Source organism: Alcaligenes faecalis, assembly GCF_041521385.1.
Classification (GTDB): Bacteria; Pseudomonadota; Gammaproteobacteria; order Burkholderiales; family Burkholderiaceae_B; genus Alcaligenes; species Alcaligenes faecalis_E.
Genome location: NZ_CP168006.1, coordinates 644926 through 659640 on the forward strand (window position 1 = coordinate 644926; position 14715 = coordinate 659640).

Annotated in this window: 10 protein-coding genes; 3 read left to right on the forward strand and 7 right to left on the reverse strand. The window is 57.2% G+C overall.

Annotated features, from left to right (window positions below; translation table 11 throughout):
- Positions 1–48: 48 nt before the first annotated feature.
- The 3 genes from ligA to smc are packed head-to-tail and all read right to left on the reverse strand — an operon-like array spanning position 49 to position 6728.
- Positions 49–2136, reverse strand: a complete 2088-nt coding sequence (gene ligA / locus ACDI13_RS03040; RefSeq protein ID WP_316988828.1) for an NAD-dependent DNA ligase LigA — start codon at positions 2134–2136, stop codon at positions 49–51.
- The gene (locus tag ACDI13_RS03045; RefSeq protein ID WP_316988827.1) at positions 2133–3158 is read right to left on the reverse strand and encodes a cell division protein ZipA C-terminal FtsZ-binding domain-containing protein; all 1026 of its coding nucleotides are present in this window, start codon (positions 3156–3158) and stop codon (positions 2133–2135) included. The genes ligA and ACDI13_RS03045 overlap by 4 nt, the downstream gene beginning before the upstream one ends.
- A gap of 45 nt (positions 3159–3203) precedes the next feature.
- The gene (smc, locus tag ACDI13_RS03050; RefSeq protein WP_316988826.1) at positions 3204–6728 is read right to left on the reverse strand and encodes a chromosome segregation protein SMC; all 3525 of its coding nucleotides are present in this window, start codon (positions 6726–6728) and stop codon (positions 3204–3206) included.
- 500 nt (positions 6729–7228) lie between these two features.
- On the opposite strand from smc, the gene lplT reads away from it, so the two are divergent.
- On the forward strand, positions 7229–8539 hold the full coding sequence (gene lplT / locus ACDI13_RS03055) for a lysophospholipid transporter LplT (RefSeq protein WP_316988825.1): 1311 nt from the start codon (positions 7229–7231) through the stop codon (positions 8537–8539).
- A gap of 323 nt (positions 8540–8862) precedes the next feature.
- On the opposite strand, the gene ACDI13_RS03060 is transcribed toward lplT, so the two are convergent.
- Together ACDI13_RS03060 and tsaB are read right to left on the reverse strand one after the other, a co-directional pair.
- Complete coding sequence (locus ACDI13_RS03060) at positions 8863–9783, reverse strand: uracil-DNA glycosylase (protein ID WP_316988824.1); 921 nt, start codon at positions 9781–9783, stop codon at positions 8863–8865.
- Positions 9780–11012 (reverse strand): tRNA (adenosine(37)-N6)-threonylcarbamoyltransferase complex dimerization subunit type 1 TsaB, encoded by a 1233-nt coding sequence (tsaB, locus tag ACDI13_RS03065; RefSeq protein ID WP_316988823.1) that lies wholly within the window; start codon positions 11010–11012, stop codon positions 9780–9782. Before tsaB ends, ACDI13_RS03060 begins: the two co-directional genes overlap by 4 nt.
- Positions 11013–11290: 278 nt before the next feature.
- On the opposite strand from tsaB, the gene ompR reads away from it, so the two are divergent.
- Together ompR and ACDI13_RS03075 are read left to right on the forward strand one after the other, a co-directional pair.
- Positions 11291–12025 (forward strand): two-component system response regulator OmpR, encoded by a 735-nt coding sequence (gene ompR, locus ACDI13_RS03070; RefSeq protein ID WP_003801024.1) that lies wholly within the window; start codon positions 11291–11293, stop codon positions 12023–12025.
- 119 nt (positions 12026–12144) lie between these two features.
- Complete coding sequence (locus ACDI13_RS03075; protein WP_372372682.1) at positions 12145–13470, forward strand: ATP-binding protein; 1326 nt, start codon at positions 12145–12147, stop codon at positions 13468–13470.
- Between the two features lie 61 nt (positions 13471–13531).
- On the opposite strand, the gene ispF is transcribed toward ACDI13_RS03075, so the two are convergent.
- Both ispF and ispD read right to left on the reverse strand, forming a co-directional pair.
- Positions 13532–14017 (reverse strand): 2-C-methyl-D-erythritol 2,4-cyclodiphosphate synthase, encoded by a 486-nt coding sequence (ispF, locus tag ACDI13_RS03080; protein WP_316988822.1) that lies wholly within the window; start codon positions 14015–14017, stop codon positions 13532–13534.
- Positions 14014–14715, reverse strand: a complete 702-nt coding sequence (ispD, locus tag ACDI13_RS03085; RefSeq protein WP_316988821.1) for a 2-C-methyl-D-erythritol 4-phosphate cytidylyltransferase — start codon at positions 14713–14715, stop codon at positions 14014–14016. Before ispD ends, ispF begins: the two co-directional genes overlap by 4 nt.

The following is a 14715-nucleotide window of genomic DNA, read 5'->3' on the forward strand; positions in this document are numbered from 1 at the left end:
AAAGTTAAGCCTGCAGCAAGCCACCAGGACTTCACTTCTCACTCGGTGCTATTCACCCGCCAATAAAGCCAGAAACTGGGCTTCGTCCAAAATAGTCACGCCTAATTCCTGCGCCTTGCTCAGCTTGGAGCCGGCCTCTGCCCCCGCCAGTACATAAGCGGTCTTTTTGGAGACCGAGCCACTGGCCTTGCCCCCTGCCTCCAATACACGGCGCGTAGCTTCGTCACGGCTCATGCTGGGTAAGGTACCCGTGATGACGACCGTTTTGCCCGCCAGCGGTAAATTAGCGTTATTGGCACGGGCTTGCGCCTGTTGAGGTGTCACCCCAGCCGCCAGCAAATCATCCAGGGCTTCACGATTATGCGGCTCCTGAAAGAAGTGGCGTACAGAAGCGGCTACAACCGGGCCTACCTCATTGACTTGCAACAGCGCCTCTTCCTCCGCCTGCTCCAAAGCCTGCAAGGAGCCAAAATGCTGCGCCAGATCGCGTGCCGTGGTCTCGCCTACATGACGAATACCCAGGGCATAAATCAGGCGATTCAAGGCTGGCTCACGCACTTTGTCGATCGCCTCGATCAAGTTCTCTGCCGACTTGCGCCCCATGCGCTCGAGCAGCACCAGTTTTTCGACTTTCAGTTTGAAGATGTCGGCCAAGGTATGGACCAGCCCTGTCTCCACGAGCTGATCCACCAGTTTTTCACCTAACCCCTCAATATCCAGAGCCTTACGACTGGCGGCGTGAATCAGGGTTTGCTTGCGCTGGGCAGGACAAATCAGACCACCCGTACAACGCCAGGCAGACTCCCCTTCCAGACGCTCCAGAGCAGAGTGACAAGCGGGGCACTCCTTGACCATCTCGAAAGGCACACTGCCTTCAGGGCGCTGCTCCAGTACCACGGCGACCACCTCAGGGATCACATCACCGGCACGACGAACAACAACGGTATCGCCTGCGCGTACATCTTTGCGACGTACTTCGTCTTCGTTGTGCAAGGTAGCATTGGTGACCGTGACACCGCCCACAAAGACCGGCTTCAAACGCGCAACTGGCGTGACCACACCCGTGCGGCCCACTTGAAACTCGATGCTTTCCACACGCGTCATTTCTTCCTGCGCGGGGAATTTATGAGCAACGGCAAAGCGCGGCGCTCGGGCCACATAGCCCAGGACACGTTGCGCGGCCAGGGAGTTGACCTTGTACACCACACCGTCAATTTCAAAGGGCAAACCGGGACGACGTTGCTGAGTTTCACCATAGAAATCCAGCAGACCCTGCACGCCCTTGACGACTTTGCGGTCGCGGCTCAAGGGCATGCCCAGGCTTTCCAGCCAGTCCATCATGCCCGATTGGGTATCACGGGGCAGCGCATCACCAGTAGGCTCTGCAAACAAGATACTTTGCGGCTGATTCACGGCTGGCAGAGGGCTGACCTCACCCCAGCCATAGGCAAAAAAGCGCAAGGGCCGTTTCGCGGTAATTTTGGGGTCCAACTGACGCAAGCTGCCTGCAGCCGCATTGCGCGGATTCACAAATACCTTTTCGCCACGCTTGGTCTGGTTCTCGTTCAGGCGTTCAAAGTCTGCCCGATTCATCAGAACCTCGCCTCGCACTTCCAGCACGGCGGGCAATTGTGCCGCATCGCCGCGCAAGCGCAAAGGAATGGATTTGATAGTACGAATATTGCTGGTGACGTCCTCGCCCGTGGTGCCATCACCACGCGTCGATGCCTGTACCAACAGACCTTGTTCATAGCGCAGGCTGATCGCCAAACCATCAAACTTGTACTCGGCCAGATAATCTACCCGGCGGTCCAGCCCGACCACACCCGCGTCGACCAGGGTATCGGCGACACGTTTATCGAAAGCCTGCACTTCCTCGTCATCAAAGGCATTACCCAGGGACAGCATGGGAACCGCGTGCTGAACCGTGTCAAAGCCATCCAGAGGCGCTGCACCCACGCGCTGCGTGGGTGAGTCTGGGGTAATCCATTCCGGGTGCTCGGCTTCCAGCGCCAGCAGCTCGTTCATCAATGCGTCGTATTGTGCGTCCGAAATGCTGGGCGCATCCTGAACGTAATAGGCCCAGTTATGCTGGGCCAGTTCCTCATGTAACTGCTGTACTCGCTTCAAACTCACGAAAAAATCCTGCCTGTACGTTCCTGGCCTGCCGTAAAGCCGGCCTGCTCCAGGCGTTCGTACAGATTGCTTAGTTGCTCATCAATGTTTTGATCGGTGCTCTCAGGCAAGGGGCGCCCCTGGTCATCCAGCACGACACCGTCCAGACGGCTGGCCAGATCACGGGCCACCGTTGCCATACGGCTAAAGGCATGATCGTCCGCCGGGCTGTTGGGCAAGTCCAGCAGCAAGTCGATACGCTCAATACTGGCCGACTGGATCTCATTGGGTTGGACGCCATCAAACATGGCAGTGAAACGGGGTTGGCCCGAATCCGCCAGCCAGGCCAGTTGCCGGCCAAAGGGCAGAAAACCAGCATCCTTGACCATCTGGATCACGGATGCAGCCGGCATGGGGCCAGGCAAACGCACTGACACCCCCACCAACGCATCCAGATCGGCGCAAGTATTGTCCAGAGCCGCCGCACGACGCAGCACGTCATCCTGTTCAGGCCCTTCCACCGAACCATCAAATTGTTGTGCCAACGCTTGCGCAGCCATCCAGACCTGAGACCACTCGATTGCCGACAAGGGACCGCTGCGATTAGCGAGCAAAACAGCAATCTGCATGCTGGCGTAGGACTCGCCCGAACGCAAACGCGCACGATGCCCGCCCCCCTCACATTCAGCAAAATAGCGCACAGGCTTGGCGCCGGTACGCGAGATAGACTGCAAGGCCTGGGCCAGGTCCTGAGCATCCACCGGCTGGCTGAAACCAAGGTCAATGACCGCCTCGGTGGTGCAGTCGGCCTCGGCGGCATCGTGCTCGCTGCCAGCAGCAGCCGTAGAGTCACCGCCGCGCGTCATGCTGGGCTCTCGACGCTCCAGCTCGGTGAGCTGGTTCATCAAGGGATCCGTATCCCCATCTGGAAATTGGCTTTGCATCTGCTGGCGCACTCGGCGGTCTTGCCACCAGTTAAAGACCACCACGAGCAAGATGAGCAAAATGCCCAATAGAATCAGTGCGATTTGCAAATCACTCATTGTCAGTTCCGTCGAATCAACACTAGCGGATTAAAAAAAACAGGCTTACACGCTGCTCATTTGCATGGCAGCGTCTACGTCCACTGCCACAATTCGGGATACACCTTGCTCTTGCATCGTGACCCCGATCAGTTGTTTGGCCATTTGCATGGCAATTTTATTGTGAGAAATAAACAAAAACTGGGTTTGGTCGCTCATGCTGGCCACCAGATTGGCATAGCGTTCGGTATTTGCATCATCCAGTGGTGCATCCACCTCGTCCAGCAAACAAAAAGGGGCAGGATTCAGTTTGAAGAAGGCAAAAACCAGCGCCGTCGCCGTCAATGCTTTTTCACCACCAGAGAGCAAATGAATCGTGCTATTGCGTTTTCCTGGTGGCTGAGCCATGACCTGCACCCCAGCTTCCAGCACTTCATCGCCCACCATCGTCAGTTTAGCCTCTCCACCACCAAATAGCCTTGGAAAAAGCTCGCCAAAATGCTGATTAACGATGTTGAATGTTTCCATGAGCAACTGACGCGTCTCGCGATCAATCTTGCGAATCGCATCTTCCAGGGTTTCAATGGCATCACTCAAATCTGTATGCTGGGCATCCAGATAAGTCTTGCGTTCCTGCGCGGTCGTCAGCTCTTCAAGGGCCGCCAGATTCACCGGCCCCAAGCTTTCGATCTGGCGCGAGATACGCTGCACTTCGGACTGCAACCAACCCACGCGCTGCCACTCCGGTGTTTTTTCCTGTAACAAGCTCCACAGTTCAGCGCGATTTACCTTTCTGCTGTCCAACTGTTCAGCAAACTGTTCGACCGCCAGACGCGACGCTTGTTCCTGCAACTGTAACTGGGTGACTTGTTCGCGCAAGGGCCCCAGATTCTTTTCGTGCTCGACACGGGCCTGTTCATGCTCGCGCAATTGCGCGGCCAGTGTATCGAGCTGGATCTTTGCCAAACGGACCGCTTCTTCGCGTTCAGCACGCAATTCCAGCGCATCTTGCAAACCCGCTTGCGCGGCGGATGCATCCAGGTCCAGCAACTCGCCTTGCAGTCCCTCCAACTGACCTGCTGTGCGCTGTGCCTGCTCCTGTGCCAGGGTCAGATTGCGCTCCAGTTCGGCCATACGCTGCACCAAGGCGCGTTCGGCAAACTGGGCATCGTGCACAGCACGTTCGCGCTCGTGGACAGTGCGACGGGCTTGTTCGGCCAGCTCGGCGCCCTTCTCGCCTTCCATCTGCGCTTGGGCAAATACCCCCTGATGCTCGGCCAGTTCTTCGTCCAGCGTTTCAAAGCGGGCCTCGAATTCCTCGCGGTTTGCCTGCAGCTCTTCGCGCTGTACTGCCAGTTCTTCCAGCTCTTCGTTGATGCGGCTACCGCGCTCTTGCGATTGCTGCGCTTGCTGAGCCAGCTTGGAGTGCTCCAGTTGCACATCATGCATACGAGCCGTCAGTTCGCCCACCCGAGCTCGGGCGGGAACCAGACCGTTACGCACGTGTTGCAAGGCCATTTCGGCCTGGGTACTGGTATGCCCCAGCTCATCCACAATCAGTTGAGCACCACGCAGCTCTCGCTCCAGATGAGCAATTTCCTGCTGACGGGCCAGCATCCCGGCTTGCTCAGAGTCCGGCGCATAAAAACGAATGCTGTGCTTGTCCACCAAATGGCCGTCACGCACCACAATCGCCATTTGATCGGTCAGTTGCTCGCGCAGGCTCAGGGCCTGCTTCAAGTCTTGGCAAACATAGACCTGGTGCAACCAGTCGTCCAGCAAGCGGCGCAAGCCACCTTCCTGCTGTCGCAGCACCGAGCTCAGCAAGGGCAAATCCAGGGCAGGCTTGGCCGGCGCCCCCGCGTCGGGCAACTGATAAAAACTTAAACGGGCAGGCGGTACATCGCTGGCAAAAGCGGCTGCCATATCCAGACGACGCAGCTCCAAAGCCGTCATGCGCTCGCGCAGCACGGCTTCCAGGGCGGTTTCCCAGCCCTTTTCCACGTCCAGGCCTTGCCAAAGACGCTTCATGCTCTCCAGCCCGTGCTTGGCCAGCCAGGGTTCCAGCGTTCCCTTGCGCGCCACGTCTTCCTGCAAACGACTCAAGGCCTGATGGCGCGCTTCCAGGCGAGCCATATCCTGCCCGCCTTGCAAGGCTTGTTCCTGCGCTTTCCTGCGATCTTCTTCCAGTCGAGGAAGCTGGGCTTCCAGGTGCTGCAAATGTTCCTGGGCTTGCTGCAACTGGCTTTGCAGCATGTTTAAATCGCCCTGCAAGCGTTCCAGGTTGTCCGGGTCCGGAGCATTGAGTTCACGCAGTTCCTGTTTTAAACGTTCCTGACGTTGCTCCACGCTTTGAATCTGGCGGTCGGCATCACGTTGCGATTGCGCAGCCAAGGCCAGGTTCTGCTCCAGCCGCGCCAAGGCCATCCGCATTTCGTCCCGCCGCTGGGCGTGTTCACGTACACGCTGCTCCAGATCGGGCAAGGCTCCTTGCGCCTCTTCCAGCAGAATCTGTAACTCTTCCAGCTTTACTGCCGCTTCTTCGCGCTGCTGCTCACTGTTTTCCAGTTCTTGCTGGCAATGCTCTTGTTGTTCAATCCAGTCCTGTTGCTGTTGTTCCAGTTGCTCACGGCGCTGCGCCATGCGGCTGCGCGAATCCAGCACGTGGCGGATTTCCGCCTCCAGGCTGGACACTTGGGAACCGGCCTCATATAACTGGCTTTGCGCCTGATGCAAAGCATCCCCGGCCTGCAAATGCGCTTGTCGCTGCGACTCCAATGCAGACTCGGTATGCCGCAAGCCGGCAATCGATTCTTCCAGTTTGGTCTGAGCTTGCTCAATCGCCAGGAAACGGGTTTTTTGATCGCCCTGCGCATTGGACTCTTTCAGCAGCCACAGCAGGTTTTGCTTGAGTTCGCCATCTTGCTGCAAATCGCGATACTGACGCGCTACTTCGGCCTGCGCCTGCAATTTCTCCAATTGCGCATCCAGTTCTCTTTGTATGTCCTCCACACGCAGCAGGTTTTCGCGGGTATCGCGCAAGCGGCTTTCTGTTTCGCGGCGACGCTCCTTGTAACGCGATACACCTGCCGCCTCTTCCAGAAACACGCGCAGTTCTTCGGGCTTGGCCTCGATCAGGCGGTTGATCATGCCCTGCCCAATGATGGCATAACCACGCGCCCCCAGGCCCGTGCCTAAAAAAATGTCGTGAATGTCGCGCCGACGCACGGCCTGATTATTCAGAAAATAGCTGCTGGTTCCGTCCCGGCTCAGGACACGCCGTACCGAGATCTCGGCATAGGTGCTCCACTGGCCCGAGGCCCGCCCCTCAGAATTATCGAAAACCAGCTCAACCGATGCCCGCCCCGCCGGTTTGCGTTGCGAAGAGCCATTGAAAATCACGTCCTGCATGGACTCGCCACGCAGCTCGGAAGCTTTGCTCTCGCCCAGCACCCAGCGCACCGCATCGATGATGTTCGATTTCCCACAGCCATTAGGCCCGACAACGCCCACCAACTGACTGGGAGTTGGAATGGAGGTCGGGTCCACAAAGGATTTGAAACCAGCAAGTTTGATCTGGGTTAGACGCACAGGGTAGAAATCAGCTCAGAAAAGACCAATTTGAACAGGCGCGCAGGCGCATCTTGATCTGCCTGGCACCGCGAGTCGTATGATACCGCAGCACCCGGCACCCACAGCAAAACACGCCAAAAAACAAATGAAAACCACGGCCCGGCCACTGAGATGATAAGGCAGTAAACTCCCTCTGATCGTCAAGCCCTGTTTACCCTGCGTAGCAAGCAAGGCCGCCGTGTCAGACAAGCCCTTTACAATCAGGTTTTGGCGGCACCCGCCCGACCCAAAAATTCGAGCAGACAAACATATGCAATGAATTTCTGATACCACTGCTCCCGCAGTCCCTGTTATTCTTGCTCCCCATCTCTGTTCGTAAATTTCGCACCGGTACAGGTTTTTCAGGAAAACCGTGGTGAGCAGCCCCTGGCCAGCTCGTCCTGCCTGATACTTGGCCTAGATTCGTGCTTTGCAGCCACCATACTGTTTTCAGAAAGCACACGCATTCGGAATGTATTTTGAATAAAGGATTTTATCTGGTCATGGCCGCGCAGGCATTGTCATCAGTTGCTGACAATGCCTTGCTGATTGCCGCTATCGCCCTGATTGCAGATCTGCACGGACCTATCTGGATGGTCCCTATGATGAAATGGTGGTTTGCGCTGTCTTACGTCCTATTGGCCGCATTTGTAGGCGCGTTTGCTGACTCGTACCCTAAGGGCCGAGTCATGTTTGCCACCAATGCCATCAAGCTGATCGGCTGTATGCTGATGTTTTGCCATCAGTACTTTGGCATGAGCGACTCCCAGCAATTGGGTCTGGTCTTTGTCTCCTATACCCTGGTTGGTATCGGTGCTGCCGCCTACTCCCCCGCCAAATACGGCATCGTCACGGAAATGCTCAAGCCCGAATTGCTCGTCAAAGGCAATAGTTGGATTGAAGGACTGACCGTTCTGTCCATCATCGGCGGGACCGTGTTGGGCGGTATCCTGATCAACCCATCAATCGCAAGCGCGCTGGCCGAACACCCGCTGATTGCGCCGTTGGCCCAGACGCGTGCCGAAGTCGCTATCTTGCTGATTTCCTTTATTTATCTATCGGCAGCTTTGTGCAATCTACTGATTCCACGCACCAATATTGACTACCCACCCCAACAAAAGAACCCCATTTTGCTGCTCAAGGAATTCCGCACCTACGTGTGCATTTTGTGGCAGGACAAGCTGGGCCAAATCTCGCTGGCCGTCACCACCCTGTTCTGGGGGGCCGGCGCCACGCTGCAATTCATTGTGATCGAGTGGGGCGCCCAGCATCTGGGCTACCGCCTGGATCAGGCTTCGGTGCTAATGGGAGTCGCAGCCCTGGGAACCGTCTTTGGCGCCGTCTTTGCCGCCCGTGTTCCCTTGAAAAAATCCCTGGCCGTTCTGCCCGTGGGCGTGGCAATGGGCTTTGTGGTTCTGCTCATGCCTTTGGTACACGAGAAATGGGCGGTCTACACCCTGCTGATGGGTATTGGCGGTTTGTCCGGCTTTTTCGTTGTCCCCATGAATGCCCTGCTACAGCATCGCGGCCACGTCATGTTGTCGGCCGGCCACTCCATTGCCGTCCAGAACTTCAATGAACAACTGAACATTCTGTTCATGCTGGCGCTGTACAGCCTGCTACTGTGGCTGCGTTTGCCCATCAACTACATCATTGTGTTCTTTGGCCTGATGGTGGCGTCTTTGATGACCGTATTCATTATCTGGAAAAATAGCAATCTGCGCACCCATCCCAAGCTGGAAGCCTGCATTGGACAAGAAGGACATGGGCAGGCCTTGGCGGCCAAATAAGAAATACCCCCCACGCTGCGCCTGCGGCTTGCTGCCCCCCCAAGGGGGGCGCTTTTTATCTTGGGACGGCCCGGCGATAAAAATACCCCCCACGCTGCGCCTGCGGCTTGCGCCCCACCTCGCGGCCTGCATGCCGCTCGGATTCGTCTGGCACACAGCAGTCCGCAATGGACTACTGTGTGTCCCGGCTCATCCCCAAGGGGGGCGCTTTTTATCGGGGGCGCCGAGCCTTGGGACGGCCCGGCGATAACAACACCCCCACACTGCGTCTGCGGTTTGAACTGCTCACAAAAAGGGGGGGCTTTTTTCCGGGGGCCCGCGTCTCAGGGCTGGTTTTGCAACTCGCGCAGCAGGGTTAAATCTCGCCAGGCATTGGCTTTGTGCTGTGGGCGCAACAAGAGCGAAGCGGGGTGATACGTCACTACCAAAGGCAGGCTGCGACCCTGGGCATCGGTATACGTCAGGGCCTGACCCCGCAAAACTTCCAAATCCTCATCACGACCACTTAGTGCCACCGCTGCCAAATGGCCGACGGCCAGCAAGCGACGTGGCTGTACCAAGCGAATTTGCGCGTCCAAAAAGGCCCGACACGCCGCCAATTCGTCCTGGGTCGGGGGACGATTACCCAGGGGACGACACTTCACCAGATGCGTTTTATAAACCGACGCATTGGGAATTGCGCTATTGAGCATGGCTTGCAAGAGCAGGCCCGCCTTACCATCAAAAGGCTTGGCACTTCGATCATCGCTGGTACCCGGTGCTTCACCAATAATCATCCAGTCCGGCTCGGACAAGAGTTCGGAACCAAAGACCACTTGAGCACGGCCCGTATGCAGACCGCACTCCTGGCAAGCCTGCACCTGCTCCAGCAAGCTGGCCATATCCGGTGCTTTGTCAGGCTGAATCAGCACGGCAGGCCGCTGGACCTCTTCTTCGACAGGCGCTGTCGCCACGGGTCTGGCACCGGATTTACGCAAGACAGACAGCGCCTGATCTCGGGCTGACCTGGCATCAGTTGCCACAGCAGGTGCTGAAACGGGGGAAGAACTACCCGTATCATCCAGGTGCTGCCCTGCACGCTCAGTCGTCTGCGATGGCGCCAATTCCTCTCGCGCCTTGGCCGCAACGGCTGCGGATGACACCACAGGCTGAGCTTGCGGCAGACGTGCCAAGAAAGCACGCTCCAGCCCCAACTCCAAAAGCCAGGTGCGCTGCAGCGGAGAAATAGGCTGAAAATCGATCATGCCCCTGCCTTGCTGACCAGGCTCAGACTCATCAAGACCGCGTCCTCACGCCGCCCATCGCTAAGCGGGTAGTAGTTTTTACGTAGACCATCTGCCTTGAAACCGTACTTCTGATACAGGCCAATAGCGGACGTATTCGAGGCCCGCACTTCCAGAACCACACGCTCCAGTTGATGCTGACGAGCCAACTCCAGGCCATCGTCCAATAACTGCCAAGCCAGACCGCGCCGCTGCTGTTCGGGGGCCACCCCAATCAGCAGGAGCTCGATCATGTCGGGGGCCTGCAGCCAAATGGCGTAGCCTTGCACCTGACCTTGCTTGTGGATGATTCGGGAGCAATATGCGCTATTAGCCAAAGCATCTGTAAAGTTGCCTGCCGTCCAAGGGTGGCTTTCCACACGACGCTCAATATCCAGCACAGCGGATACATGGCCTGCCTGCATGGTTTCAATTTGCAAGGGCTGATCCAGAGCGGCGGGATTTCCCCCCAAGCCCTGCTCACGCTCCTGAATGGTGTAGGCAACTTTCTCACGCACGTACAATGGCATGGCTAGATCCGGAGAGACACCGCGCCCTTCGTCCAGATCATGCAAAGCCAAATATGCCACGCTGGCACCCGTTGCACGCCATGCCTGACCCACTTCCCAGCCCTGCGCCAGAACAGCAGGCGCCAGATCAGGAAACTGCTCCAGCGCATCGCCCACAACTTGAATAGGCTGCTGCTGTGCAATCAAGCCTTCCGCTTGCAAACGGACAATCCAGGTCGTGACCTGGGCGGCATCAAGCAAGACTGGGCTTTGCAACACAGACCAGGATTTCTCGGCGGTCCAACAGTACACAGCCGCGTAGACCTCTTGCATGCGTGCATCCTGTGCCACCACATAGGCCGTGCCCTCCACAGGCTTACCACAAGCAGCCGCCGCCAACAGGGACGAGACCGGCAGCACTGGCAAGTCCAGGGCAAAAGCCATGCCTTGAGCCACACCACAGGCCACGCGCAGTCCCGTAAATCCACCTGGGCCTTGCCCAAACGCAATCGCAGTCAAGGCGTGTCTATCCACCCCCGCTTGCTCCAGCAGTTGCTCGGCCATGGGCAAAAGGCGTTCGGCATGGTCGCCGCTACCTTCGTGGCTTAGCTCTACAAGCGAAATACCGGCTTGCGTGCGAGACAGCAAGGTCAGTTCACAGAGATTGGAGGAAGTTTCCAAGGCAAGAATATGTGCATCCATCGCGCTATTTTAGTTTAAGCAGGCTCAAAATAGGCAGCTCCCTGGGATCAGACAAGGACAAAGTGCTCCACAGCGGAACCCAAAAAGCATTTCGTCCCTGGCTGCTCTTTTTTTTGGCCTGAATCAAACCGGCCAATCAGACTATTTGCCACCATACAATCACGCTTGAAAACAGCCCAAATCCGCTGCAAGGCGCATAAATAGTACAAAACACTTAATGTGTAATATTTTTCTACGCCCCCCTATACGCGCTTTCTGATGCCTGTTACATTTTCGCTATGAATACGCCGACCCCCCCCCTCACCCGCAAAATTCTTGTCGTTGACGACGATCCTCGGCTGCGCGATTTATTGCGTCGCTACTTGTCTGAACAAGGATTCAACGTCTTCGTTGCCGAAGACGGTAAAGAAATGGCCAAACTCTGGCAACGCGAGCATTTCGATCTGCTGGTACTGGATCTGATGCTGCCAGGCGAGGATGGCCTATCCATCTGTCGCCGGCTGCGCGGCGGTCACGACAACACCCCTATCATCATGCTTACTGCCAAGGCCGAAGAAATCGACCGTATCGTGGGCCTGGAGATGGGTGCCGATGACTACCTCATCAAGCCTTTCAACCCCCGCGAACTGCTGGCCCGTGTCAACGCTATCTTGCGACGCCGTGGTACCGAGGAACACCCCGGCGCACCTAGTCAGGAAAATGAATCGATCGAGTTCGGCCCTTATGTGCTGAACCTGTCCACTCGAACACTGACACGCAATAACGAAGTCGTTCCCATTACAACGGGCGAGTTCTCCGTGCTGAAAGTGTTTGCCCGTCATCCCAAGATCCCCTTGTCGCGCGACAAACTGATGGAATTGGCGCGTGGCCGTGAATACGAAGCCTTTGACCGCAGCTTGGACGTACAGATTTCGCGTCTGCGCAAGCTGATCGAACCCAATGCCTCCAAGCCCGTGTTCATTCAAACGGTCTGGGGCCTGGGCTACGTGTTTGTTCCAGACGGCGGTAACTGACCTTGTCTTCCGGTCAGCAAGACGGGCGGCCCGCCGTGGCCGCCCAACGCCGAGCAAGCAAAAACTCAAGTATCCGGCTGGGTTTATTCAGCCGGTCTTTTTTATTGCTCGCCGCGTTAATGCTCGTCAGCCTGGGTGCCTGGCTGCAAGTATTCTTCAGTATGGAAGAAGGCCCACGCGCAGCCCAGATGGCGCAGCGCGTGGCGTCCATTGTCAGCATCACCCGGTCGGCTCTGGTGTACGCGCCCCCGGCGGTACGCCCTGCCCTGCTATTGGATCTGGCCACCAAGGAAAGTCTGCGCGTGCAGCCACGCGAGAACACGGACGAGCTTGAGCCCCTGCCGCGCTCCAACTACTGGCAACACGTCTCCACCGAAGTGCGTGGCGCTTTGGGTAGTCAGACCCTCATCATGTGGTCGGTCAACAGCGTTCCTGGCATCTGGGTGTCTTTCGATATCAATGAAGATCAGTATTGGCTGGTCTTTGACCGCGAACAATTAAGTCTGACGGCCGGCGTGGAATGGCTGGGCTGGGGCGCTACCGCCTTGCTGCTGGCCTTGATTGGTGCCGCAGTCAGTGTGCGCTTTGTAAACCGGCCTTTGGCGCAACTGGCCAAAGTGGCTCAGCAACTGGCCCGTGGCGAGACTCCCAGCACCCTGCCCGAAAAAGGCCCGGTTGAAATCCGCGACATGAATATCGCCTTTAACCGCATGGCGCGCGACATTCGCCAGACAGAGGCGGATCGGGAAATCATGCTGGCTGGCATTTCACACGATTTGCGCACGCCATTGGCCCGCATGCGTCTGGAAATTGAATTAAGCCAGGTCTCGGACGAGACCCGTGCCGCCATTGACGAGGACCTGGCCCAAATTGATCACAGTATTGGTCAGTTGATGGAATATGCCCGTCCTGCTGCCGCCGTCCCTGAACATGGTATTGATGTTTCTGCCGTGCTCAATGATGTCTACGAGCGTGAACGCACGCATACTGAATCGCTGGGTGGCATTTTGACGGCCTCCGTCGAGCCCAATCTGTATGCCCGCATCAGCGCACACGATTTGAAGCGTATCGTCTCCAACCTGATCGAAAATGCCCGTCGCTATGGGCGCAGCCCTGAAGATGATCGGGCGCGCATTGAGCTGTCGGCGCACCAGCATGGCAATATCCTGATCATTGCCGTCAAGGATCAGGGCGCAGGGATTGCAAAAAGCGATATCCAGCGCCTGCTACGTCCCTTCTCCCGTGGTGTCTCGGCCCGAACAGGTGTCAGTGGCGCCGGTTTGGGACTGGCGATTGTGGAACGTTTACTGGGACAGGTCGGAGGTCACTTTGAACTGGTCAGTGCTCCATCCGAAGGCCTGACTGCTCGCATTCAATTGCCACGTATCCGTGCCAGCCGCAATGTGCCTGGCAACCAGGCCGATAAGGACAACAAAGCCTCCTAAGCAGAATCAAGCTTGGGCAGGGATTTTTCCCTGCCCAAGGCCAGTCTCAAACCCAAACCGCTCAGGCTCGATACAGCAAAGCCACCGAGGTAACCGCAATTCCTTCCTGACGCCCCACAAAGCCAATCGCCTCGTTTGTCTTGCCCTTGATATTCACACTGCCGGGTTCCAATTGCAGATCAGCTTCGATATTGGCCACCATCGCCGGAGCATGTGGTGCAATCTTGGGTTTTTGTGCATGAATCGTGGCATCCACATTGCCTACCAACCAGCCCGCCGCGCGAACCTGCTCATAAGCATGACGCAGCAGCACTCGACTATCGGCCCCCTTGTATTTGGGGTCCGTATCCGGAAAGTGACGACCAATATCCCCCAGGCCTGCCGCTCCCAAAATCGCATCGGTAATGGCATGCAGCAAGGCATCGGCATCCGAATGCCCCATCAGGCCATGCGTATGCGCAATGGTGACGCCGCCCAAGATCAAAGGTCGGCCTTCGCACAGCACATGCACATCAAAACCTTGTCCTACGCGAATCGGCATGCTCATAACCATTTCTCCATCAATTCAAAATCCTCAGGCCAAGTGACTTTAAAATTACGCGCCGAACCCAATATGAGTAAAGGTTGGCTGCCCGCCAACTCCATGGCGCTGGCCTCATCCGTCACCGCAAAACCCTGTTCTTTAGCCACTTGCAAGGCCTCACGTAAGACATGGGCAGGAAACAGTTGGGGAGTCTGCGCCAACCACAGGCCGTCTCGGTCCACCGTTTCCTGCACCGCCACCGGCTCGGCAGGCGTTGCGCGCTTGACGGTATCAGCCACGGGCAAAGCCAGCAAGCCACCGCGTTGCGTCTGCAAGCAGGCATCAATCAGCCGCGCCAGGGCTTGTTTGGGCAAACCGGGGCGAGCGGCATCGTGAACCAGAACCCAGGCTTGTTCGTCCTTATCCAGGCTCTGCAAGGTATTGAGCACCGTTTCAGCCCGCGTTTCCCCACCACAAGGCAGGCAGACCGTGCGCGGCAAACCTTCCAGTACGGTGGCGGCCCAGGTATCACCAGGGGCTATCGCCACACGCACCTGACTGATACGCTCATCGGCCAGCAAAGCCTGTACCGAGCGGCGCAACATGGGTTGCCCGCCCAGCAAACGGTATTGCTTGGGCAAGCCTTGCGCCTTCGTGGCAGAATCCAGGGCGCGCGAGCCGATACCGGCGGCTGGAACAATTGCAATCAAGGTAGTCTTCAT